At 62.5% G+C, this 22,741-nt stretch carries 25 protein-coding genes; 12 read left to right on the top strand and 13 right to left on the bottom strand.

Annotated features, from left to right (window positions below; translation table 11 throughout):
* Window positions 1-22: 22 nt before the first annotated feature.
* The 5 genes from BLW55_RS19915 to BLW55_RS19895 all read left to right on the top strand — a co-directional run bounded on the left by BLW55_RS19915 (window position 23) and on the right by BLW55_RS19895 (window position 4,668).
* Complete coding sequence (locus tag BLW55_RS19915) at window positions 23-1,279, top strand: ABC transporter substrate-binding protein (RefSeq protein WP_007007301.1); 1,257 nt, start codon at window positions 23-25, stop codon at window positions 1,277-1,279.
* Between the two features lie 216 nt (window positions 1,280-1,495).
* A complete protein-coding gene (locus BLW55_RS19910; RefSeq protein ID WP_090330146.1) occupies window positions 1,496-2,374 on the top strand; it encodes a carbohydrate ABC transporter permease in 879 nt (292 codons plus the stop codon).
* Complete coding sequence (locus tag BLW55_RS19905; RefSeq protein WP_025031298.1) at window positions 2,371-3,249, top strand: carbohydrate ABC transporter permease; 879 nt, start codon at window positions 2,371-2,373, stop codon at window positions 3,247-3,249. Before BLW55_RS19910 ends, BLW55_RS19905 begins: the two co-directional genes overlap by 4 nt.
* Window positions 3,250-3,253: 4 nt before the next feature.
* Window positions 3,254-4,369 carry an ABC transporter ATP-binding protein gene (locus BLW55_RS19900; RefSeq protein ID WP_090330145.1) on the top strand — a complete coding sequence of 372 codons (1,116 nt, stop codon included), beginning with the start codon at window positions 3,254-3,256 and terminating at the stop codon, window positions 4,367-4,369.
* A gap of 83 nt (window positions 4,370-4,452) precedes the next feature.
* On the top strand, window positions 4,453-4,668 hold the full coding sequence (locus tag BLW55_RS19895) for a DUF4287 domain-containing protein (RefSeq protein ID WP_007007305.1): 216 nt from the start codon (window positions 4,453-4,455) through the stop codon (window positions 4,666-4,668).
* On the opposite strand, the gene BLW55_RS19890 is transcribed toward BLW55_RS19895, so the two are convergent.
* From BLW55_RS19890 to BLW55_RS19865, 6 genes are all read right to left on the bottom strand, one after another.
* Window positions 4,669-5,490: a carbohydrate ABC transporter permease gene (locus tag BLW55_RS19890; protein WP_090330144.1), complete on the bottom strand. Its 822-nt coding sequence runs from the start codon at window positions 5,488-5,490 to the stop codon at window positions 4,669-4,671.
* A complete protein-coding gene (locus BLW55_RS19885; protein ID WP_090330143.1) occupies window positions 5,490-6,356 on the bottom strand; it encodes a carbohydrate ABC transporter permease in 867 nt (288 codons plus the stop codon). Before BLW55_RS19885 ends, BLW55_RS19890 begins: the two co-directional genes overlap by 1 nt.
* A gap of 112 nt (window positions 6,357-6,468) precedes the next feature.
* Window positions 6,469-7,800 (bottom strand): extracellular solute-binding protein, encoded by a 1,332-nt coding sequence (locus BLW55_RS19880; RefSeq protein ID WP_025031293.1) that lies wholly within the window; start codon window positions 7,798-7,800, stop codon window positions 6,469-6,471.
* Between the two features lie 14 nt (window positions 7,801-7,814).
* Entirely contained in the window at window positions 7,815-8,684 is an 870-nt protein-coding gene (locus tag BLW55_RS21125; protein ID WP_090330142.1) for an ROK family protein, read from the bottom strand.
* Entirely contained in the window at window positions 8,681-9,358 is a 678-nt protein-coding gene (locus tag BLW55_RS21120; RefSeq protein WP_090330141.1) for an N-acetylmannosamine-6-phosphate 2-epimerase, read from the bottom strand. Before BLW55_RS21120 ends, BLW55_RS21125 begins: the two co-directional genes overlap by 4 nt.
* Before the next feature lie 72 nt (window positions 9,359-9,430).
* On the bottom strand, window positions 9,431-10,180 hold the full coding sequence (locus BLW55_RS19865) for a GntR family transcriptional regulator (RefSeq protein ID WP_090330140.1): 750 nt from the start codon (window positions 10,178-10,180) through the stop codon (window positions 9,431-9,433).
* 203 nt (window positions 10,181-10,383) lie between these two features.
* On the opposite strand from BLW55_RS19865, the gene BLW55_RS19860 reads away from it, so the two are divergent.
* The 4 genes from BLW55_RS19860 to BLW55_RS19845 all read left to right on the top strand — a co-directional run bounded on the left by BLW55_RS19860 (window position 10,384) and on the right by BLW55_RS19845 (window position 12,167).
* Window positions 10,384-10,797 (top strand): MbcA/ParS/Xre antitoxin family protein, encoded by a 414-nt coding sequence (locus BLW55_RS19860; RefSeq protein ID WP_090330139.1) that lies wholly within the window; start codon window positions 10,384-10,386, stop codon window positions 10,795-10,797.
* Window positions 10,794-11,501, top strand: a complete 708-nt coding sequence (locus BLW55_RS19855) for an RES family NAD+ phosphorylase (protein ID WP_090330138.1) — start codon at window positions 10,794-10,796, stop codon at window positions 11,499-11,501. Before BLW55_RS19860 ends, BLW55_RS19855 begins: the two co-directional genes overlap by 4 nt.
* A 61-nt stretch (window positions 11,502-11,562) precedes the next feature.
* Window positions 11,563-11,850, top strand: coding sequence for a hypothetical protein (locus BLW55_RS19850; RefSeq protein WP_025031291.1), 288 nt, complete (start codon window positions 11,563-11,565; stop codon window positions 11,848-11,850).
* Window positions 11,841-12,167, top strand: a complete 327-nt coding sequence (locus BLW55_RS19845) for a type II toxin-antitoxin system PemK/MazF family toxin (protein ID WP_086008133.1) — start codon at window positions 11,841-11,843, stop codon at window positions 12,165-12,167. The genes BLW55_RS19850 and BLW55_RS19845 overlap by 10 nt, the downstream gene beginning before the upstream one ends.
* Before the next feature lie 12 nt (window positions 12,168-12,179).
* Here the strand turns inward: BLW55_RS19845 and BLW55_RS19840 are convergent, their stop codons facing one another.
* Window positions 12,180-13,193 (bottom strand): 1-aminocyclopropane-1-carboxylate deaminase, encoded by a 1,014-nt coding sequence (locus BLW55_RS19840; RefSeq protein ID WP_090330137.1) that lies wholly within the window; start codon window positions 13,191-13,193, stop codon window positions 12,180-12,182.
* A gap of 144 nt (window positions 13,194-13,337) precedes the next feature.
* On the opposite strand from BLW55_RS19840, the gene BLW55_RS19835 reads away from it, so the two are divergent.
* A complete protein-coding gene (locus BLW55_RS19835) occupies window positions 13,338-13,817 on the top strand; it encodes an Lrp/AsnC family transcriptional regulator (RefSeq protein ID WP_007007316.1) in 480 nt (159 codons plus the stop codon).
* Window positions 13,818-13,840: 23 nt separating this feature from the next.
* Here BLW55_RS19835 and bla read toward each other — a convergent pair whose 3' ends face one another.
* A complete protein-coding gene (bla, locus tag BLW55_RS19830; RefSeq protein ID WP_025031288.1) occupies window positions 13,841-14,725 on the bottom strand; it encodes a class A beta-lactamase in 885 nt (294 codons plus the stop codon).
* 167 nt (window positions 14,726-14,892) lie between these two features.
* On the opposite strand from bla, the gene BLW55_RS19825 reads away from it, so the two are divergent.
* Window positions 14,893-15,768, top strand: coding sequence for a LysR family transcriptional regulator (locus tag BLW55_RS19825; RefSeq protein ID WP_090330136.1), 876 nt, complete (start codon window positions 14,893-14,895; stop codon window positions 15,766-15,768).
* Window positions 15,769-15,777: 9 nt separating this feature from the next.
* Here the strand turns inward: BLW55_RS19825 and BLW55_RS19820 are convergent, their stop codons facing one another.
* Window positions 15,778-16,572, bottom strand: coding sequence for a crotonase/enoyl-CoA hydratase family protein (locus BLW55_RS19820; protein ID WP_090330135.1), 795 nt, complete (start codon window positions 16,570-16,572; stop codon window positions 15,778-15,780).
* A gap of 87 nt (window positions 16,573-16,659) precedes the next feature.
* On the opposite strand from BLW55_RS19820, the gene BLW55_RS19815 reads away from it, so the two are divergent.
* A complete protein-coding gene (locus BLW55_RS19815) occupies window positions 16,660-17,262 on the top strand; it encodes a TetR/AcrR family transcriptional regulator (RefSeq protein WP_090330134.1) in 603 nt (200 codons plus the stop codon).
* On the opposite strand, the gene BLW55_RS19810 is transcribed toward BLW55_RS19815, so the two are convergent.
* From BLW55_RS19810 to BLW55_RS19795, 4 genes are all read right to left on the bottom strand, one after another.
* Window positions 17,231-18,361 carry a M20/M25/M40 family metallo-hydrolase gene (locus BLW55_RS19810; protein WP_090330133.1) on the bottom strand — a complete coding sequence of 377 codons (1,131 nt, stop codon included), beginning with the start codon at window positions 18,359-18,361 and terminating at the stop codon, window positions 17,231-17,233. The genes BLW55_RS19815 and BLW55_RS19810 overlap by 32 nt on opposite strands.
* Before the next feature lie 19 nt (window positions 18,362-18,380).
* Window positions 18,381-19,544, bottom strand: coding sequence for a M20 aminoacylase family protein (locus tag BLW55_RS19805; RefSeq protein WP_090330132.1), 1,164 nt, complete (start codon window positions 19,542-19,544; stop codon window positions 18,381-18,383).
* 351 nt (window positions 19,545-19,895) lie between these two features.
* Window positions 19,896-21,557, bottom strand: coding sequence for an ABC transporter ATP-binding protein (locus BLW55_RS19800; RefSeq protein ID WP_025031744.1), 1,662 nt, complete (start codon window positions 21,555-21,557; stop codon window positions 19,896-19,898).
* A 306-nt stretch (window positions 21,558-21,863) separates the two neighbouring features.
* Window positions 21,864-22,697, bottom strand: a complete 834-nt coding sequence (locus BLW55_RS19795) for an ABC transporter permease (RefSeq protein WP_244423343.1) — start codon at window positions 22,695-22,697, stop codon at window positions 21,864-21,866.
* Between the last annotated feature and the right edge of the window lie 44 nt (window positions 22,698-22,741).

Below are 22,741 nucleotides of genomic sequence, written 5' to 3'. Positions count from 1 at the left end.
CGATCCCATTGGGAGGAGTATCATGACCATTCGCAAATTCGCCGCGCTGGCGGCGGGCACTGCCCTTCTTTCCATGGCCGCCGGCAGCAATGCCGTGGCCGAGGACACGGTTGAGGTTCTGCACTGGTGGACGTCTGGCGGCGAGGCCGCCGCGCTGAACGTTCTCAAGGAAGATCTGGAATCCAAGGGCGTCACCTGGCAGGACATGCCGGTCGCCGGTGGTGGCGGTGAGGCTGCCATGACCGCGCTGCGCGCCCGCGTCACCGCAGGCAACGCGCCGACGGCCGTGCAGATGCTTGGCTTCGACATCATCGACTGGGCCGAACAGGACGTTGTCGCCAATCTGAACGCTGTCGCCGAGGAAGAAGGCTGGGCCGACGTTGTCCCGGCGGCCCTCCAGAACTTCTCGAAATATGACGGCAACTGGATTGCCTCGCCGGTGAACGTCCACTCGACAAACTGGGTGTGGATCAACAAGGCCGCGCTCGATGCCGCCGGCGGCAAGGCGCCGGAGAGCTGGGAAGAGCTCGTCGCCGTTCTCGACAAGATGAAGGAAAACGGCATCACCCCGCTCGCCCATGGCGGTCAGCCATGGCAGGACGCCACGGTGTTCGAGGCCGTCGTTCTCTCGCTCGGCAATGATTTCTACAAGGCCGCGCTCAACGATCTCGATCCCGAGGCGCTCGGCTCCGACAAGATGAAGGAAGCCTTCGACCGCATGGCGAAGCTGCGCACCTATGTCGACGACAATTTCTCCGGCCGTGACTGGAACCTGGCTTCGGCCATGGTCATCGAAGGCACGGGCGGCATGCAGATGATGGGCGACTGGGCCAAGGGCGAGTTCCTCAAGGCCGGCAAGAAGCCGGGCGAGGATTTCGTCTGCATCCGCTTCCCCGGAACCCAGGGCTCGGTGACCTTCAACTCCGACCAGTTCGTGATGTTCCAGGTCGGCGAAGACAAGCAGAAGGCGCAGCAGATGATGGCGTCCTCCGTGATGAACCCCGAGTTCCAGTCCGCCTTCAACGTGGTGAAGGGTTCCGTGCCCGCGCGTACCGACGTGCCGAACGAAGCGTTCGACGATTGCGGCAAGAAGGGCATGGCCGATCTGGCCGAGGCCAATGCCGGCGGCGGCCTGTTCGGCTCCATGGCCCATGGCCACGGCGCACCGGCTGCTGTGAAGAACGCGGTGAACGATGTGGTCACGCAGCACTTCAATGGCGAACTGACGTCTGAAGAGGCCGTCGAAGAGCTTCAGAACGCCGTCGCTGCCGCGCAGTAACGGCGGCAGCATCAGGGGCACAGGCGTCCCCCCCCTGCCTTGCCAGGCATCTCCCCCTCACGGGGGAGACTGGATGGCATCTATGGCTTCGCCAGCTGTAGATGGAAATAGATGGGGTCGTCGTTGCAACTGCCAATCTCCCCCCTTGAGGGGGAGATGTCCGGCAGGACAGAGGGGGGTGCAACCACCCCACACCGTTGAACACGGAAAACCAGAATGAACCGTAATCGTCTGCAGGAGATCATCCCGCGCCTGGTGCTCAGCCCGAGCATGGCGCTGATCCTGATCTTCGTCTACGCCTTCATCCTCTACACGTTCTACCTGTCGATGACGGATTCGCGCATGCTGCCGTCCTATGGCTTCGTCGGGTTCGAGAACTACGAGAAGTTGTGGAATTTGCGCCACTGGTGGCGGGCGCTGACCAATCTGGCGATCTTCGGTTCGCTCTACATCATCATCTGTTCCGTGCTCGGTCTCTTTCTGGCGATCCTGCTCGACCAGAAAATCCGTGGCGAAGGGTTCTTACGCCCCATCTATCTTTACCCGATGGCGCTCTCCTTCATCGTCACCGGCACGGCGTGGAAATGGTTTCTCGATCCCGGCATCGGGCTTGAAAACACCATGCATCAATGGGGCTGGGCAAGCTTCGAATTCGCCTGGATCAAGGACCGAACGCTGGCGATCTACACGGTGGTCATCGCCGCCGTCTGGCAGTCCTCGGGCTTTGTCATGGCTATGTTCCTTGCGGGCCTTCGCGGCGTCGACAGCGAAATCATCAAGGCTGCGCAGATGGATGGCGCGTCCAATGTCACCATCTATCGCCGCATCATCATTCCCATGATGCGCCCGGTCTTCCTGTCCGCCTTCGTGGTGCTCGCGCATCTGGCCATCAAGTCCTACGACCTCGTCATCGCGCTCACCGGCGGCGGGCCCGGTCAGGCCACCGAACTGCCGGCCACCTTCATGTATTCCTACACCTTCACCCGCAACCAGATGGGCATTGGTGCATCGTCAGCCATCATCATGCTGGTGATGATCTTCTCGATCATCATCCCCTATCTCTATTCCGAACTGAAGCCGGGGAGGCAGAGATGAGCGCTGAGAAAACCGCAGGCGTCAGCGGCAACAGGCTTGCCCGCGCCGCAATCTATTCCGTCCTCATCGTCTTTGCGGTCTATTATCTCCTGCCGCTCTACGTGATGCTGGTCAATTCGGTGAAGCCGCTCGACGAGATCCGCCAGGGCAATATGCTCGCCCTGCCCGATGTCTTCACCTTCGAGCCATGGGCCAAGGCCTGGTCGAGCGCACAGGTGGGCGTGCAGCCGACGGGTCTGAAACCCTATTTCTTCAATTCCATCCTCATGGTGGTGCCCGCCGTGGCCATCTCCACCATTTTAGGCGCGCTCAATGGCTATGTGCTCACCAAATGGCGTTTCAGGGGCGATGACCTCGTCTTCGGGCTCATTCTTCTGTCCTGTTTCATCCCCTTCCAGATCGCGCTCATTCCAGCCGCGCGCATTCTGGGGCTTCTGGGCATTGCCGGCACGACACAGGGACTGGTCCTGATCCACGTGGTCTATGGCCTCGGTTTCACCACGCTCTTCTTCCGCAATTATTATGCGGCCTTCCCCACGGAGCTGATCCGCGCGGCGCAGATCGACGGCGCGGGCTTCTTCCAGATTTTCAGGCGCATTCTCCTGCCCTCCTCCGCGCCCATCATCGTGGTCACGGTCATCTGGCAGTTCACCAATATCTGGAACGACTTCCTGTTCGGCGTTTCCTTCGGCGATTTCGATTCCCAGCCGATGACGGTGGCGCTCAACAACCTCGTGTCTTCGTCGGGCGGCGTGAAGGAATACAATGTCCATTTCGCCGGCGCGATCCTTGCCGCCCTGCCCACCCTGATCGTCTACATCGTCTCCGGACGCTATTTCGTGCGCGGCCTCATGGCCGGCGCCGTCAAAGGATAAGCCCATGGCCTTTCTCAAGATCGACAATCTCAGAAAATCCTTCGGCAAGGTGGATGTGCTGAAGGGCATCGACCTCGAAATCGAAGAGGGCGGCTTCCTGGTGCTCGTCGGCCCGTCCGGCTGCGGCAAGTCCACCCTGCTCAACACCATTGCCGGGCTTGAAGCCATCACCAGCGGCGAGATCAGCATCAATGGCAAGGTGGTCAACGATCTCCACCCCTCGCAGCGCGACATCGCCATGGTGTTCCAGTCCTATGCGCTCTATCCAAACATGACCGTGGCCGAGAATATCGGCTTCGGCATGGAAATCCGTGGCATTGCCAAGGCGGAGCGCGACGCGGCGATTGCCAAGGTTGCCGAAACGCTGCAGATCGGCGCGCTGCTCGACCGCAAGCCGAGCCAGCTTTCCGGTGGTCAGCGCCAGCGTGTCGCCATGGGCCGGGCGCTCGTGCGCGATCCGATGGTGTTCCTGTTCGACGAGCCGCTTTCCAATCTCGACGCTAAGCTGCGCGTCGACATGCGCACCGAGATCAAGCGCCTGCACCAGCGCATGGGCACCACCATCGTCTATGTCACGCACGACCAGATCGAGGCGATGACACTGGCCACCAAGATCGCCGTTCTGAAAGACGGCGTTCTTCAGCAGTTCGGCACCCCGGCCGAGATCTACAACCGGCCCAACAATCTTTTCGTTGCCGATTTCATGGGCTCGCCCTCCATGAACCTCATCCCGGCGAAGGTGAAAGCCGATGGCAGCGATGTCGCCATTGTCATGGAGCGCGAGGATGGCGCGCCGCTCACCCTGCCCATGGCAGGCGCCAATGGCGCGCTTGCAGGCCGCGACGGCAAGGAGGTGGTCTTCGGCATCCGGCCTGAAGCGCTGACGGACCCCGACAGCGCCGACCGCAATGCCCGGCAGGTCAGCGAACTTGACTGCGAGATCGAGGTGATCGAGCCCGCCGGTTCCGACACATTCGCGGTCACCCGGCTCGGCGGGCGTGAGATCGTCGCCCGCCTGCGCGCCGATGCACCCATCTCCGCCGGCCAGACCGCCCGCCTCGCCTTCAATCTCGACAAGGCGGTGCTGTTCGACCCGCAGACGCAAGAGCGGATCGGGTGAATCTGGCTGGGCATGTCGGAAACCGGATGTTTCAATCGTCTTGCGGTTAAGGTGCACACAATAGCCTGCAGGAGTGAAACGCCATGCCGGAAAAGCCAAAAGTGAAAGGCCCCGCTTCCTATTTCCCGTCCATCGAAAAGACCTATGGGCAGCCAATCGATCATTGGCTGTCCGTCATCGATAAAATGGCCGGCAAGAAACATATGGAGATGGTGGCGGAGCTCAAATCCGAGCATGGCCTCGGCCACGGCCATGCTAATGCACTGGTCGCCTTCCACCGGACAAAGAACGGGTCCTGACTACCCCTTCACGGCACCGGCCATCATCGTGCCGCTGATCTTGCGATACATGACGAGCCCGAGCAGCATGGGCGGCAGGGCGCCCACCATCATCACCGCCGCTGCCACGCCCCATTGCACACCGCCACCCGACGCCGCGAAAAAGAACGACGCCCCGACCGTCACCGGAACGGCTTTCGAGGTGGTCAGCATCAGGCCGAACAGGAACTCGTTCCACGCGGTGATGAAACCGAAGATCATGCTCGTCACGATCGCCGGCCGGCAGACCGGGCCGACGATCTTGAAGAGAATACCCGTGCGGCTCACGCCGTCGATCATCGCCGCCTCGTCCAGCTCGAACGGCACGTCCGAAATGGCGTTGACGAGAATGATCAGCACCAGCGGAATGTTGACGATGGTCATCACCAGCCCAAGGCCGAAGCGCGTGTCGAGCAGGCCCATGAACTGGAACATCATGTAGATGGGTATGGCGAAGATGACGAGCGGCACCGCCCGCAAATTCACGATCAACGGCAGAAGCGTCTTTTCACCAAACCGCCCGCGCACGATCGCATAGGCCGCCGGCAGCGCCAGCGCCACGGCCAGAAGCGTGCCCATGGCCGCGACGGCAAAGCTGTTGGCAAGGTATAGGAAAATATTCAGGCGGTCGGAAACCGTCAGCACCGTCGCATAGTTTTCCAGCGTCGGCGCGTTGATCCAGAGCCCCGGATTGGTCGAAATCTCACGCGCGCTCTTGAACGAGGTGACAAGCGTGACGATGAGCGGAAAGTTCATGGCAAAGGCGGCAAGGGCAAACACGGCCCAGCGGATCGCGTTGAGCATCATCGTCTCCTGCGCCTTGCAAGGCGGTTGAGGCCGTAAAGCACGGCAAAGGACGCGGCAAACAGGATCACCGATGCCGCAACCGCCTTGCCGATGGCCGCCTGCTTGAAGAAGGCTTCATAGATGTAGATCGAGAGCGAGGTGGTGGAACCGCCCGCCCCGCTGCCGGTCAGCACATAGACATTGTCGAACACGCGGAACCCGTCGATGAAGCGGATCAGAAGCGCCGCCGCCAGTGTCGGCAGCATCAAGGGCAGTTCGATGCGCCAGAAGCGGGCGAACCCCGTCGCGCCGTCGATCGATGCGGCCTCCCGCAGCTCCTCCGGGATCGCCTGATAGGCCATGTGAAAAAGCAGAAATGCAAACGGCGTCCATTGCAGCGTCTCGACCACAATCAGCGTCCAGAAGGCCGAGTTCGGTCCCAGAAACGCCGGGCTGTTGCCAAACCACGCCCACAGATAATGCGGCACCGGTCCGGCGAATTCATGCAACACAAGCCGATACATCAGCCCCATCAGCGCCGGTGCCACCATCAGCGGCAGCATCAAGATGGCAATCGGCCAGCTACGATCCTTGAAGAGCGGCGCGAGAAAGACGGCGAGCCCCAGCCCGATCAGGCATTCGAGAATGGCCGTCAGCAGACCGAAGCGCAGCGAAAACCAGTTGGCCCGCCAGAAACCGCTGTCGGTCAACACGGCGGCAAAATTGCCAAGCCCTGAAATCTCCGGGCTCCGCAGCGTCTCAAAGCTGATGTCGGAGACGGAGTAGATCAGGTTCACGATGGCCGGGAAGCCGAGACACACCAGCAGAAACGCCATCAGCGGCGTCGCAAGCAGCGTCCATTCAAGGCGATGGGTCGTTTCCATGGTGCGTCTTGGTCTGGTTTTCAGATCGGTTCGATGCTTGGCATCGGCCCCTCACCCTCTCCCGCAAGCGGAGAGAAGGTGCCGGCAGGCGGATGAGGGGCCAGCACCAGCCTTACTTCAGGAGATCCGCCATGCCCTTCTCGACATTGGCCAACGCCGTATCGAGATCCTGCTGGCCCGACCAGTAGCCTGTGAACTCCTTCGCCTGCAATTCGTAGATCGCAAGCGCGTTGGCCGATGCGCCGCCATTCATGACGTAGCCATAGGCACCGGCATATTCACCCAGCTGCACGAGGTCCGGCCGCTCTTCCGCAACAGCCGAAACCGCATCCGCCGAGAGCGCGGGCGCACCGCCCGCACGGGCGTAGATCAGGGCGGCTTCCTCGGTCGAGAGCCATTTCAGGAAGGCCTTCGCACCCTCCTTGTTTTCGGCACTCTTGTTGAGGCCAAGCCCCAGACCATGAATATGCGTGGCGCGGGCTTCCGGGCCCGCTGGCGGCGCAATCGTTGCCGTCACCTCGCCCACGGCGGGGGACTTTTCCGCATTGGTCAGGTCGGCTGCCGCAGCGTTCCACTGCACCATGGCCGCCACCTGGCCCGCCGCGTAGGCGGCATTCGCCTCGGCGAATTCATAGGAAAGGGAATCGCGCGGCGTCGCACCGGCATCATACAGCTTCTTGTAGAGCTCCAGCCCCTTGCGGAATGCCTCCGAGTCGACCGTGATCTTTCCATCGGCATCCATCCAGTCGCCGCCATAAGAGCGCGCGGTCGACTGCCACACCATGATGTTGAAGAGCAGGTTCTTCATCTGCAGAACCGTGCCATAGCGCGTCGGGCTGTCGGGGTTCACCGCCTTGGTGAAATAGAGCGCGGTCGCCGCATAATCGTCCCAGGTCCAATCATCCGGGTTCTTCGGCTCCATCGCCGTGCCCAGATGCTCCTTGCTGATGTCCGCATAGCGCGCCTTGGCATCGTCATCGCTCATCAGCGCGTCGATCAGGTCCTTGCGGTAATACATGAAATGGAGCGAAAGGTCGGTCGGCACACCATACTGTTTGCCGTCGAACTGCATGGTCGAAAGCACGGCATCGCCATAAAGCGCCTGCGCCTCGTCGGAAAGCTCAACCGGCTCCATGAAGGGCGCGTAACGGCCGATGGAATAGGTGGCGAGTAGGTTGAGATCGAACGCGTCCGAGCCTGCGGCAAGGTCCGCCTGCAACTTGTCCCAGAAGCCGTCGCGGTTGAAGAACAGAAGCTCGACCTTGTTCTCTTCGCTCACATCGTCCTTGGCGTTATAGGCGTCGGCGGCAGCGCGCAGCGCCGTTTCTTCCGGGCCGCCCGGCCAGCCGAGCACGGTCACTTCCGCATTGGCCGCCCCGGCATAAAGGCCGGCGGCAAAAACGCTGCCCAGAAGGGCGGCGGCAAATCGTGCAACAGGTTTCATTGTCATTCTCCCATTTATTGGTTTGTCTGGTTTTGGGTCTTGGTTTCACGTGCCAGGTCGGCGATCCCCACCACGCCGGCCTTGTCGCCGAGCCTCGCCGGCACAAGCCGGGGCCTCAGCCTTTCCGGCACATCGTTAAGATGCGCCTCGATGCGCGCCCGGTAGCCCGGCGCCAGCCCGATGCCACCGCCGATCACGATGCGCGCCGGGTCGAAGGTCAGTTGAATGTTGCGGCACAAAATGGCCGCGCGCCGTGCCGAAAGATCGAGAATGGCTTCGGCCCAGCTCTCGCCTTTCTCCGCTGCGGCAAAAACCTCGCGCGCGCTCGCCCCCGGCTGATGGCCTGCCGCCTCGGCGGCAATGAAATTGCCCGAGACATGATCTTCGAGAACCCCGTCGAAATCCTGCCCCAGCGCGAGGCCGAAATGGCCGGCGAGCCCGGTCTTTAATCTGCCGTCAAGAACCACACCGCCACCAATGCCGGTGGAGATCGTCAGGAAAACGAGATCCCCCTCACCGTCACCATATCGATATTCGCCCCATGCGGCGGCCTGCGCGTCATTGGCGGCGATGGCCGGCTTTTCTGAAAGACCCATCACCGTCTGCAACAGCGGAAACCGGTCTGGAATGTCGAGTGTCCTGCGGTTGAGAGGCGACCACAGCCCGTCATCGACAATGCCCGTCACCGCCACGCCAACACTCTCGTAGGTTCCTTGCCAGTGCGCGATCTCGGCAAACAGCGTCGCCAGCCATTCCGCAGGGCCGCCCTCCCCTTTCGGGGTCGGCAGGGTCACGCTGTCGGCAACGGTCTCGCCGCGCACGAGGGCAGCGAGCATTTTCGTGCCGCCGATATCGAGCGCCAGAACCGTTTCCGTCTTGCTCATGCTCCCATCGCCTCGTCCATGTCTGCACGGAACCATGAGGTCACATGTTCAGGGCGCGTGATCGCCGAACCGACCACCACCAGCCGCGCGCCGGCCTGGAGCGCGGCGCTCGCATGGTGCGGCTGGCGGATGCAGCCTTCAGCGACCACATAGGGGGTCAGCGCGCGCATAGCGCTTATCAGGTCGAGATCGGGCTCCGTCGGCTCCGGCCCGCCCGTGTAGCCCGAAAGCGTCGAGCCCACCATTTCGGCACCCTCATCCAGCGCCTGCCGCGCATCGGAAATGACGGAGCAATCGGCCATGGCGAGCTTTCCCGCTGCATGAATACGCTTGACGAGCTCGGCCGTCGGCACCGGCCGCGCGCGCTGTGTAGCGTCATAAGCGATGACATCCGCCCCTGCCGCCGCCAGCGCCTCCACATCCTCGATCCACGGCGTGATCCGCACAGGCGAATTGCCGAGATCCCGCTTCACGAGCCCGATGATGGGCGCGTCGGTCGCCGCCCGCACGGCCTTCACATAAGGGGCAGATTCAATCCGCAATCCCTGCGCGCCGCCTGCAAGAGCGGCCAGCGCGAAGCCCACGACAAAGGGTGCCGTATCCATCGGCCCGCCTGTCACCGGCTGGCAGGAGACGATCAGACCGTTCTCAAGCGACTGAATGCTGTCTGTCACGCTTTCTCCCCCGTTTGCACAGGGCATCATAGGCAGATCAGATACCAGATAACAACCAGTTTTAAACTGGTATTATCGGTGCAACTCGATCACGAAATCATAGACGTCGCCGCGATATTTGGTCTGCGTGAATTCCACGATCTGCCCGTCTTCCAGAAAACAGCGGCGCTCCACCACTAGCAGGCTGGTGTCGGCAGGCGCCTCGAGCAGACGCGCCTCTTCCGGCGTGATCGGTGTCGATTGCATGCGCTGCACCGCGCGTACCGGCATGGCACCGCGCGCCTCCAGCGCCTGGTAGAGCGAAGCCCCTACCGCTGTGGGTTTGGGCAGAAACCGCACGGGCAGAGCCGCGGTCTCGATGGCGATGGGCATGTCGTCGGCGGTGCGGATGCGCTTCAGACGCGCGATCTGGTCGCCCCCCGAAATGCCCAGCGCCATCATCTCGGCGGGTGAAGGGCGCGCGGTTTCCTTGGAAATCCAGATACAGCCCGGCTCCAGCCCGCGCGAGCGCATGTCTTCGGAAAAGCTGGTCATGGTGGAAAGCGATTTTTCCAGCCGTGAGGAAACCACCGTCTTCGCGCCGTGCCGCCGGTGCAAAAGCCCCTCCCGTTCCAGATCCTCGATGGCGCGGCGTATGGTGACGCGCGACATGGAAAGGGCAGCACACAGCGTCCGCTCGCTGGGGATCACCGCCCCCCGTTTCAGCCGCGAGGAATGAATGGCTTCCGCCAGCGCCATCTCGACCCTTCGATAGAGCGGTTCGGCGCTGTTGCCGCGCGCGATGTGCCCACGCATAAAGTCGAGAATTGCCGCTTCTTCCATCTCGGGTTCCTCTGGCCTGTCCTTGCCTGTCCATCATGGCAGATTTTTCACAGGTTTTGAACTGGTATTATTTTTTCGCTCATCTGGTGCCGTCATCCCACCGGGTGCATGAGGCCCATGCGGTCCATGTGGTTGGCCTGTATCCATCGGATAAGTTGCCAAATGGCATTATCTATATTATTTAATGCCAAAAGGAGAAAAGCATGGCGCAGTTGCAGCCGGTCGATACCCGAACTCAGGAATTCCGCCCCGCACCGATAACGGATGACGAGGCAGCGGCGATGTTTCGCGCCACGGTCAATCTCTTCCGGCTGTGGGAGATCACCGACGAGCAGGCGGCCATCCTGCTCGATCTGCCATTGCGCACCTATCGGCGCTGGAAAGCGGAAGGGCCTGGCCGCATCGACCGTGATGGCCGGGCGCGGCTTTCGAACATGATTGGCATCCACAAGGCGCTGCGTCTCATCTTCCGCGAGCCCCAGCGCGCCTATCGCTGGATCTCCCGACCCAATGAAGCGTTCGACGGCCACACCGCACTCGACATCATGCTGGGCGGCGAACTCACCGATCTGATGCGCGTGCGCCGCTATCTCGATGCCGAGCGGGGTGGCTGGTGACCGGCAGTGACACGCCGCCCCTCGCCTCCATCGACTGGCGTGGCGCGGTGCGCATCATCCGCAGCATCTATCCCCCGATCGATCTTTTCGAGGATATTGCCGATCCAGCCGACTGGCCGCTGCTCATTTCCGCCGAGCAGAAGACCAATCCGCGCATCATGGAAACAATCGGCAAGCTCGATCTCGTGCCGCCTGCGCGGCGTGTGTCGGGGCCGGGTGCCTCCTTTCTGATGGCGCCCTTCACCCATGTCAGTCCGGACCGCCCGAGCCGCTTCAGCGATGGACGTTTTGGCGTCCTCTATGTAGCGGCCTCTTTCGAGACCGCGCTGTTCGAAACCATCCACCACCATGCCCGCTTCATGGCGGCAACGGGCGAGCCCGCCGGCTGGACCTCCCAGTTCCGCGAGATCGTGCTCGACGTGAAGGCAGAACTCCACGATCTGCGTGGTGGCGGTTTTGATGCAGCACTCGCCCCTGACAACTATGCCGAGGCACAGGCGCTTGCCCTTGCTCTGCGCGCAGCCGGCTCCGAAGGCATTGCCTATCCGAGCGTGCGCCATCCGGGCGGCGAATGTGTCGGCCTCTTTTATCCCGACAGCGCGGCCAGCCCCGTGCAGGGCCGTCATATCGACTATCACTGGAATGGCGAGCGTGTGGATTTCTACCGCGATGCCGGCAGTGGTGCAGTGTTCAGGATCGTTTGAAAAGTACGCAAAAATATCTTACAATTTGCAAGATCAAATGTCCTAACCCTAGGGACGTGCCATGCCGCGAATGCAAAACCAGAAAGAAGAGTCGATCACCTTCCGCATTGATGGTGAGACGAAGAATGCGCTTGCGCGTCTTGCCAGAAAAGACCGGAAATCTCTCGGTGCGCTGATGCGCGGTCTCGCTCTTGAGAAGATCGAACAGGACAGGCGCCGCCGGTTTGAGGAGGAGGCCGCGCGGCAGGCACGTGAAGCCGCCGCTGCCAGCCGGGTCTCGTCCGACGAGGCGGCGGTCATGCGTGAGCTGGAAGACGATCTATCTTCCTTTGGTGACGAATGGAAATAAGGCGCGGGGATCTGGTGACCATCGCTGTCGCCGGCGATTATGGCAAGCCGCGCCCCGCGCTTGTCGTGCAGGACGATGCCTTTGCCGAATTGCCGTCTGTGGTGGTTTTGCGGATCACCAGCGATGTGCATGAATGGCCGCTTTTCCGCATCACCGTCGCGCCCTCGCAGGAAAACGGCCTCAGGGCCGTCTCGCAGATCATGGTCGACAAGCCCGCGGCCGTGCCGGTGGCGAAGCTCGGACGCCGCATAGGCCATATCGAGACACCATTGCTGGCGGAGGTGGATCAGGCGCTTGCGCGTTTTCTGGGGGTATAACCCCCTCTCCCCTCACCCGTTGCGAAAGGCATAGCTGTAGCCGTTGATGGCCGGCACGCCACCGAGATGCGCATAGAGCACGTTCGAACCTTCGGGAAAGAAACCCTTCTTCACCAGGTCGATCATGCCCTGCATGGATTTGCCCTCATAGACCGGGTCGGTCATCATGCCTTCAAGCCGCGCGCACAGGCGGATGGTGTCCTTCGTCTCTTCCGAGGGCACGCCATAGGCGGGGTAGGCGTAATCCTCGATCAGCACCAGATCGTCATCGGCAATCTCGCGGCCGAGCTCCACCAGCTTCGCCGTGTTGCGCGCGATCTCCAGCACCTGCGCGCGGGTCTGGTCCGGTGTGCCGGACGCATCGATGCCGATCACCTTGCGCGCCCGCCCGTCAGCAGCAAACCCGACCAGCATGCCGGCATGGGTGGAGCCCGTCACGGTGCAGACGACAATATAGTCGAAGGTGAAGCCGAGTTCTTTCTCCTGCGTGCGCACCTCTTCGGCAAAACCCACATAGCCGAGGCCGCCATATTTATGCACCGAGGCGCCGGCGGGGATCGCATAGGGCTTTCCGCCTTTCGCTTCCACGTCTTTCAGCGCGTTTTCCCAGCTCTCGCGGATGCCGATGTCGAACCCTTCGTCCACCATTTCGACATCCGCACCCATCACGCGGCTTAAGAGAATATTGCCGACCCGGTCATAGACGGCATCTTCATGCGGCACCCAGCTTTCCTGCACCAGCCGGCATTTGAAGCCGATCTTCGCCGCCGTCGCTGCAACCATGCGCGTGTGGTTCGATTGCACGCCGCCGATGGAAACCAGCGTGTCGGCACCTGAGGCAATCGCATCGGGCACGATATATTCCAGTTTGCGCAGCTTGTTGCCGCCGAAGGCGAGGCCGGAATTGCAGTCCTCCCGCTTGGCATAGAGCGAAACCCCGCCGCCCAGATGCGCGGAAAGGCGCTCCAGCTTTTCAATGGGCGTGGGGCCGAAAGTGAGCGGATAGCGTTCGAATTTCTCCAGCATGGCAGGCCTTTCGATGATGTCTGATCTGCGGCGAGCCTAGCCGAGAAATTGCGGAATGTGCTTTCAGATTTAAGCATCAGATTGCTTATGAATCGCAGACGTGACCTAATAGCTGATCCATTTTCCAATTCGATAGGATTCTGAATGGAAGAATCTTCCATCGAGAGTAATCTTGACCGCACCGACATGCGCATTCTCCGGCATCTGCAGCGCGATGGCCGGCTGAGCAATGCCGATCTGGCAAAGCTTGTCGGCGTCAGTGCCGCCACCTGCCACCGCCGCACCGAACGGCTTTTCAGGGAGGGCTATGTGCGCGGTGTTCATGCGGTGGTCGCTCCGCAGTCGGTCGGGCGCGGGGCCCTGGTCATGGTTGGTGTGGTTCTCGACCGTTCCACGCCGGAGAGCTTTTCCGCCTTCGAAGCGGCGATCCGCAAATTGCCCTTCATTCTCGATTGCCATCTGGTGGCTGGCGATTTCGACTATTTTCTCAAGATCCGGGTGCGCGACATGGCCGATTTCAACCGGCTGCACGGCAGCCAGCTGATCGCCCTGCCCGGCGTGCGCCAGACGCGCACCTTTTTCGTCATGAAGGAGGTGGTGGACGGCGCTGCACTCGATTTCTGAGCGCCGCGCCGTCCGTATCGTTCCTATCGGCGTTTCAGCACGTCCACGATGGCTGCACTGACATCCTTCAGCGCCCCATTGCGCGTTTCAAAATCCACATCCGTGTCGGAAATGAAGATTGAGACGAGGAAGGGCGCGCGCCCGGGCGGCGTCACCATAGCCACCAGATTGCGCGTGTGGCTTCCCGCGCCGGACTTGTCGGAAATCGCCCAGTCTTTCGGCAGGGAGGCGCGCATCAGGGCGCCGGTCACGCCGCCATGGCTCATCCATTCAATGAGTTGCGTGCGCGAGGCGGGTTTCAGCACATCGCCCAGGAGCAGGGCATGCCAGGTTTCGGTCATGGCTGCCGGCGTCGTCGTGTCGCGCGGGTCACCGGGCGCAAAGGCGTTGAGCTTCGGCTCCAGCCGGTCGAGGCGGCTGACGGGATCACCGATGCTGCGCAGGAAGGCGGTGACCGCCTTCGGTCCGCCCAGCCTCCCGATCAGGAGGTTCGCTGCCGCATTGTCGCTGATGTCCAGTGTAGCAAGGCAAAGATCTGCGATCGACATGGCCTTGCCCACATGCTTCTGGGTCACCGGCGAATAGGAAACGATATCGAACTGGCGAATGGGCAGGGTCTGATCGAGGGTCAACATTCCCTTGTCCAGCTCGGCAAGCACGCCGCCGCAAATTAGCGCCTTCACCGTGCTGTTCATCAGAAACCGTTCTTCCGCGCGGTGGCTCCAGCGCCAGTCCGAACCGGTGTCGCGGATCACGATGCCCACCCGTGCGCCGAGCGTGCTTTCAATTCGCTCGACTGTCTGGGAGAGCGTCGCAGCGCCCTCGTCTGCGCTGGCGGGGCCGAAAAGCGACAGGCCGAGCGCGAGCCCTGCCGCGAAGCGCGACAGAACAGATGTCAGTTTACGCATGTCTTGTTCCTTGTTCATGCCGGCTGGCGTTTGCCTGTCAGCCGGCGGAGGAGCCCCGCAATGCCCTTGCATGACATCAGACAATGTCATGACAACCCTATATTTCGGCTTGCCTTTGCCCCGCAAACGACAAATGATCAGGGGCATCATTAGATAAAGTAATGCCAATGGACAGAGCCGATATTCCGCTCAATGCGCTGCGCGTGTTCGAGGTCGCCATGCGGCAGGGCAGTTTCACCAGGGCGGCGGAGGAGCTGCGGGTCACGCAGGCCGCCGTCAGCCACCAGATCGCCCGGCTGGAGGATAGGCTCGGTGTCGCCCTGTTCCTGCGGGCGTCCGGCGGGCTAGTGCCGACCGATGAGGGGCGCCTCCTCTATCCCGTGCTGGAACACGGGCTCGACGGCATTGCCCGCACGCTTTCCCGCATCACCGGGCGGCGCGATGTGGAACTCCTGAAGATCGGCGTGAACACCACCTTCGCGCTCGGCTGGCTGTTGCCCAGGCTTGCCGCCTTCGAGAACGCCCATCCGGAGGTCGACCTGCGCATCTCCACAAACAACAACCGCGTCGACATTCTGCGTGAAGGGCTCGACATGGCGATCCGCTTCGGCAATGGCAGCTGGACCGGAAATGATGCGGCCCCCCTTGTCGCAGCACCCATGACGCCGCTTTGCGCGCCGTCCCTCGCGCTGCGTCTATCGGAGCCTGCGGATCTGGCCCAGATGGTTCTCTTAAGAAGCTATCGCAGTGCCGAATGGCCAGGCTGGTTCGAGGCGGCCCAAGCGCCCTGCCCGCCCGTCACCGGCCCGGTTCTGGATTCCTCCATCGCCTTGGCGCAGCTTGCCGCTGAGGGCGCGGGCGTCGCGCTTCTGCCGGTCGCCATGTTTGCGCGTCAGGTGGCCGAGGGACGACTGACCCAGCCCTTTGGCACCACGGTGTCTGCCGGCCGCTATTACCTCACCTGGCACTCGGACCGGCCGCAGACAAACGCGATGGCGCGTTTCCGGCAATGGATCGTTGCCGAGTCTTCCCGCGCCACCTGAACTGTGGCATCACCGCCCCTCATAGCGCGGCGTCCGCCGCTCGATCCACGCACCGAGCCCCTCATGTACGTCGCGGGTCACAGCCATTCTGGCAAACTGTTCGCTTTCGATCTGCAGCCCCTCCGCAATCGTGGTGTTGAGCCCGCGCGTCACCGCATGGAGGATACGCGCGCTTGCCAGCGGTGAATGACGCGTGATGCGTCCGGCGAGCTCGAAGGCCGTGTCGAGAAGCGTCTCATGCGGCACGACCCGGTTGACGATGCCCATCTCGCACGCGCGCTCGGGGCAGAAGGGATCGCCCGTCAGCAGATATTCGAGTGCCCGCTTGCGTCCGGCCAGTCTTGGCAGGCGCTGCGTGCCGCCGAAGGTGGGCGGGATGCCGATGTTGATCTCCGGCTTGGCGAAGAGCGCCCGCTCGCTCGCGATCGCCAGATGCACGGCCTCGGTGATCTCGCAGCCGCCGCCGAAGGCAAGCCCGTTCACCGCCGCGATGATGGGCTTCGGAAACGCCTCCATGCGCGACGTCATCGCCTGCCCGCGCCGCACGAAATCGCGCATCGCCACATCCACGCCGTCCTTGATGCTTTGCGAAAACTCATGGATGTCGCCGCCGGCCGAGAAGGCCCGATCCCCCGCCCCTGTCAGGATCACCGCCTTGATGGTCTCATCCTGCTCGATCTGATCCAGCAGCTCCATGAGCCTGTCATTGGTCGCGTAGTTCAGGGCGTTGAGCTTTTGTGGCCGGTTGAGCGTCAGCAGCGCGATCTGGCTGCGCTTCTCAAAAAGCACTGTGCTGGTCGACATGTCATCCTCCGATGCCTTTGCAGAAACCTGCATCCGGGCTAACATCAAACACCAATTATATAAACTCACTAGTCAGTGTAGATTGCCATGCCCAGAGACGCCGCACAAACCCGGGAAAAAATCGTCAAAACGGCCAGCCGCCTGTTCTATGGCAAGGGTGTGCGCGCCGTCAGCATGGACACGGTGGCCGAGAAGGCGGGCCTCACCAAGAAGACGCTCTATTATCATTTCCGCAGCAAGGACGATCTGGTCACCGCCTATCTCGCCTCCCGCGACCAGCCCAATCTCGACCTCTTCGCCGAATGGTTTGCGCAGGCGGAGGGTCCGCTTCCCGAGCGCATCCGCGCCATCTTCGACAACATCGCCAAAGGTGCAGCAAGCCGCCGTTGGAAGGGCTGCGGTTTCCTGCGCACGGCGGCCGAACTGGTCGAGACACCGGGCCACCCGGCGGTGAAGCAGGCCTCGGCCCACAAGAAGCGGCTTGAGGCCTGGCTAGCCGAGGTGATTGCCGCCGAACAGCCCGACCACGCGCCGCAGCTCGCGCGCCATGTCCTGCTTCTGCTCGACGGCGCCTTTTCCACCATGCTCGTGCATCACGACACGGCCTATATCCGCAGCGCCGGCGAGGCGGCTGCGGCGTTGCTGCGCGGAAAGGGTTTTATGTCAGCCGTGTCAAAAGCCCCGCCATAAGCTGCGCGCGCTCCACCAGGCTGTCGGTCTCGATATATTCGCCGAGCGTGTGCAGCCCCGCCCCGCGCACGCCGATGGAATCGAGCGTCGGGATGCCGAGCGCGCCGGTGAAATTGCCATCCGAGCCGCCGCCGGCGCTGGCATGGGTCAGCTCGAAGCCGATTTCGCCGGCAATGCCGCGCGCCAGTTCATAAACCGCCATCGTGCCGGCATCCGGCTCCCACACCGGCCGCGTCACGCCGCGCGTCACCTCGATCACCACGTCGTTTTCCTCGCCCGAAAGCGCCAGCATGCGCTCCACGCCATGGTCGAGATCGGCCTGGCGCTTGGCCATGGAAAGCACTTCCGCATCGCAGGTGGACGACACGCAATTCACCCATTGCCCCGCATGGATCACACCGACCGAGAAGGTGCAGTCCTCGCCTGTCATGCTTTCGATCTCCAGCACCTTGCGCGCCATGGCGGCGATGGCGGAGCGGCCATCCTTGAGCGCCCAGCCGGCATGGCTCGGCCGGCCCGCCGTTTTCACGTTGAAGCGCGCAATGGCATAGCGGCCCGTCACCGCGCCGCCGTCGGGGCGCGCGGGTTCGGGCACCAGCACCACCTTGTTCTTGCGCGCTTCCATCTCGATCAGCTCGCGCGTTGAAGGCGTCCCCACCTCCTCGTCGGGCGTGAACAGAACGGTGATCGGCAGCGGCGTCTCGATGCCGGCGCGGATCAACTGGCGGATCGCCTCAAGGCTTACATAATTGCCGCCCTTCATGTCCTGAATGCCGGGGCCATAGCAGCGCCCGTCCTCGATGCGCCACGGGTTCTTCTCCAGCGTGCCGATGGGATGCACCGTGTCGAGATGGCCGGAGATGAGAACGCCCGGCTTGCCGAAATCCATGTGCGGAAAGCGCGCCCGCACGGAGCCGCCAAAGCCCATCCGGCCCGGAATGCGCTCGATCTCCGCGCCGATCGCGGCGAGCTCGTAGGCCGCAAGATCCATCATGCGGTCCACGGCAGCCGCGTCGAATGTGGGGCTTTCGCAGAGAATCCACGGCTTGAGCCCGGCCAGCATCGTTTCGGTGTCGAAGGGCAGGTCTTTGATGTTCATGATGTGTGTCCTGTCTGGCTCAGAGCGGAAGGCGCTTTTCGACGATCCGCGCCATGATGCTCGCGCCCACGGGCAGCATGTCGTCGTCGAGAATGAAGCCGGGATTGTGCACCGGGATCGAGCCCTTGTGCCCAAGCGTGCAATAGGCGCCGGGAACAGCCTTCAGCATATCGGCGAAATCCTCGCTTCCGGTGACCAGCTCTTTGGTGATGGTCGCATTCTCCTCGCCGACGATCTCTGCCGCCACCTCGCGATAGGCCTCCGAAAGGTCGGCATCGTTCATCAGAACGTCGAAGACGGGCCGCAGGTCCGGCACGATCTCCACCTCATAGCTCGCCGCAAAGCCGGCGCAGAGCTTTGCCACCCGGTCGTGGATCAGGTCGCGTACCTCGTCGGAGAAATAGCGGATCGTGCCGGAGATCACTGCCTTGTCTGGCACCACATTATAGGCCGAGCCGGAATGGATCTGCGTCACCGAAAGCACCGCCGGCTGCGTCGGCTGCACATTGCGGCTGACGATCGATTGCAGGTTCTGCACCAGCGCTGTGGCAATCACGATCGGATCGCGCGCATGGTGCGGCATCGCGCCATGGCTGCCGACACCATTGATGGTGATGTCGAAGAAGGTCGCGCCTGCCATGGCCGGCCCCGGCTTGACGCCAAACTTGTTCGGCTCCGCAAGCGGGTTGTTGTGCATGCCATAGACTTCGTCACACGGAAACTTGTCGAACAGCCCGTCGGCCAACATGGCGCGCGCGCCGCCCAGCCCCTCTTCCGCCGGCTGGAAGATCATGATGGCGCGGCCCGCGAAGTCCCGCGTCTCCGCCAGATAGCGCGCGGCCCCCAGAAGCATGGTCGTGTGGCTGTCATGCCCGCAGCCATGAAACGCGCCGGGGTTCTTCGAGGCGTAGGGCAGATTGGTCAATTCATCCATGGGCAGTGCGTCCATATCGGCCCGCACACCGACCGAGCGGCTGCCTTCTTTCTTCCCCTTGATGACGCCGATCACTCCGGTCTTGCCAAGCCCGGTATGAACTTCATCCACGCCCCATTTTTTCAGGAGCTCGGCCACGATGCCCGAGGTGCGCACTTCCTCGAAGCCGATTTCCGGGTGCTGGTGGAAATCGCGGCGGATCTCCGTGAGTTCATCCGCGTAGTCGGCGATTTTGGGTAGTACGGGCATGATGGTCTCCGGTGTTGGATGGTAACTGACGGGTAAGGCGCACGCCCCTCATCCGCCTGCCGGCACCTTCTCCCCGCCTGCGGGGAGAAGGACGCGGTGGGGAAGCGGGCACACAGTCGTTCGAAAGCAGGTAAATGCGCTGACGTCCCCCTCTCCCCGCGTGCGGGGAGAGAGTAAGGGTGAGGGGCGAGCGCCGGGCGCGTGGTGGCGAAGAGAACACAGACATCGCCCTCTTCGACCCCGCGCCGACTGAATAAAGCCATAGCGCCAGCGCTGACGTCCCCCTCTCCCCGCGTGCGGGGAGAGGGTAAGGGTGAGGGGCGAGCGGAGGCGCTGGTCACGAAACGCGCCTCACACACTTTCCAGCTCACGGAAATTGGCGAAATCCCACTGGCGCCCCGGCGCGGCGTCGATCAGCGCGCGCGTATAGGCGTGTCTCGGCGCGGAAAGCACATTGGCCGCACTGTCATGCTCGACCACGCGGCCGTGCTGCATAACCACCACCTCGTCGCAAATCTGCGCTGCCACCCGCAAATCGTGGGTGATGAACAGAATGGCGATGCCGAGTTTCTGCTGAAGCTCGTCGAGCAGGTCGAGCACCTGCGCCTGCACCGAAACATCGAGTGCGGACACCGCTTCATCCGCCACCAGAACATCGGGCTCCATGGCGATGGCGCGAGCAATCGCAACACGCTGGCGCTGACCGCCTGAAAACTGGTGCGGATAGCGGTCCACCGCATCGTCGGGCAGGCCGACCAGCTTCAGGAGTTCGCGGGCGCGCGAAAGCGCGGCCTTTCTGTCCGTCCCCATGTTCAGCGGTCCCTCGACAAGGCTCCGCCCGATCGTCCAGCGCGGGTTCAGCGAGCGGAACGGGTCCTGAAACACGATCTGGATATGGCGGCGCAACGGCCGGAGCGCCCGGCGAGAAAGCGTGGCGATCTCCTGGTCGGCCACGCGGATCTCGCCCTCGGTCGGATCAATGAGCCGCATGATGCAGCGCGCGACGGTGGATTTTCCGGAGCCGCTTTCTCCGACAATGCCCAGCGTGCGCCCGCGCGGAATGGTGAAGTTCACATCGGTTGCCGCTTTCGTCGGCTCTGTGCGCTTGAAGACCCCGTGCGCGCCATAGACCTTCTGCAGGCTGTTGACCGAGAGCACGGGCTCGCCTTCCGGCGTGTCGCGCGCGGCACGCGGGGTCAGGCTCGGCACGGCCTGAAGGAGCTCGCGTGTATACTCTTCCCTTGGCCGGCGCAGCAGCTCCTCGACAGGCGCTTGCTCCACAATCCGTCCGAGTTTCATGACGTGGACCGTATCGGCAATCTCCGCCACCACACCCATGTCGTGCGTGATGAAGAGTACGGCGGTTCCATGCTTTTCCTGCAGTTCGGCGATCAGGCTCAAAATCTGCTGCTGCGTCGTTACGTCGAGCGCGGTCGTCGGCTCGTCGGCGATCAGAAGCTGCGGCTCGAGAATGAGCGCCATGGCGATCATGATGCGCTGGCGCTGGCCGCCGGAAAGCTGGTGCGGATAGGATCGGTAAATGCGTTCGACATCGGGCAGATGCACCTGGTTCATGATGTCGAGCACGCGCGCCTTTTTCTCCTTGGTGGAGAGTTTGGTGTGCGTGTTGAGCACTTCCTCGATCTGCTCGCCGACGCGGATCACCGGGTTGAGCGCGGTCATCGGTTCCTGAAAGATCATGGAAATCTTCCGGGCGCGCATGTCGCGCATGGCCTGGGGGCCGAGGTCGAGGAGGTTCTTGCCCTCCAGGCCGATCCGTCCGCCGGTCGCCTCCAGTGCGCCACGCGGCAGAAGCCCCATCACGGAGAGCGATGTCACGGATTTACCCGAGCCGGATTCTCCGACAAGGCAAACCGTTTCGCCCTGCCTGATCGTGAGAGACACCCGGTCGAGCACGGGCGCTGCCTTTTCGTTACCGGCCAGGCGCACGGTCAGGTTTTCGATTTCCAGAACGCTCGGCACATCGTCGAAATTGCGGGTCTTGAATTTCATATTGCGTGCTCCGGGATGTGATGCTTGGAGCACTGTCGGGAGTCACCTCCCGTTTCCGTCATCCCGGCCGACCGAAGGAAGAGCCGGGACCCATTGAGAGGCACGGCCGATCTCTGCAGAAGGTGCGGGTGATGCCAGTTCGCATTCGAACCGGAGCCGGGCCGCGCTCCACGATGTTCTTCCAATGGGTCCCGGACAGCCCTTCGGGCTTCCGGGATGACGCCGTTTGCGAGACAACACAACGAGATGCACTGGCCCATTGCGGCGGGACTGTTCGTAAGCTGGGTATACAACAGCACTGTCATTTCACCCCTCCCGCTTCTTGAGGCGCGGGTCCAGCATGTCGCGCGCGGTGTCGCCCAGAAGGTTGATCGACAGGATGCAGAGCGACAGCATCAGGCCCGGCCAGAAGATGAGCGATGGCTTCAGCTGGAAGTAGACCCGCCCCTCGGCCATGATGTTGCCCCATGTCGGAATTTCCGTCGAAACGCCCGCTCCAAGAAAGGAAAGGATCGCTTCGGTGAGGATGGCAGACGCGCAGATATAGGTGCCCTGCACGATGAGCGGCGCCAGCGTGTTCGGCATGAGATGCTGCCACAGGATTTTCGGCATGGAGGAACCGAGCGCGATGGCGGCCTCCACATAAGGTTCCTCACGCGCCGAGAGCACCACCGAGCGCACCAGCCGGACAACACGCGGGATTTCGGGAATGGTGATCGCGCCCATGACCGACCAGATGCTCGGCCCGTTGAGCGCGACCAGCGCAATGGCGAGCAGGATCGAAGGGATGGCCATCAGGCTGTCCATGATGCGCATGATGATGGCATCCGCCATCCGGAAAAAGCCGGATACGAGGCCGATCAGGAGGCCGATCAGCACACTGACAATGGCTGCTGAGATGCCGATGAAGAGCGAGACTCGCCCACCGGTGATGACACGCGAAAGCACGTCTCGCCCATAGGCGTCGGTGCCGAGCGGATAGGTTTCGCTCGGTCCCTTGAGGCGCTGGAGGGCGTCGATGGCCATGGGATCATGCGGCACGATCAGCGGTGCGAGCACCGAAAGCACGACAATGATGGCAAGCACGATGGCCGCGATGATCGGGCCGGCACCGAGACGCCAGCCGCGCGGCAGGGCCATGGCGCCGAAAAGCCACTGCATGCGGGATGCGGGTTGCGGAGAAG

The organism is Nitratireductor aquibiodomus (assembly GCF_900105565.1).
GTDB classification, from domain to species: domain Bacteria; phylum Pseudomonadota; class Alphaproteobacteria; order Rhizobiales; family Rhizobiaceae; genus Nitratireductor; species Nitratireductor aquibiodomus.
The sequence above is the reverse complement of the archived record's forward strand: the minus strand, read 5'-3'. Positions and strand labels throughout refer to the sequence as shown.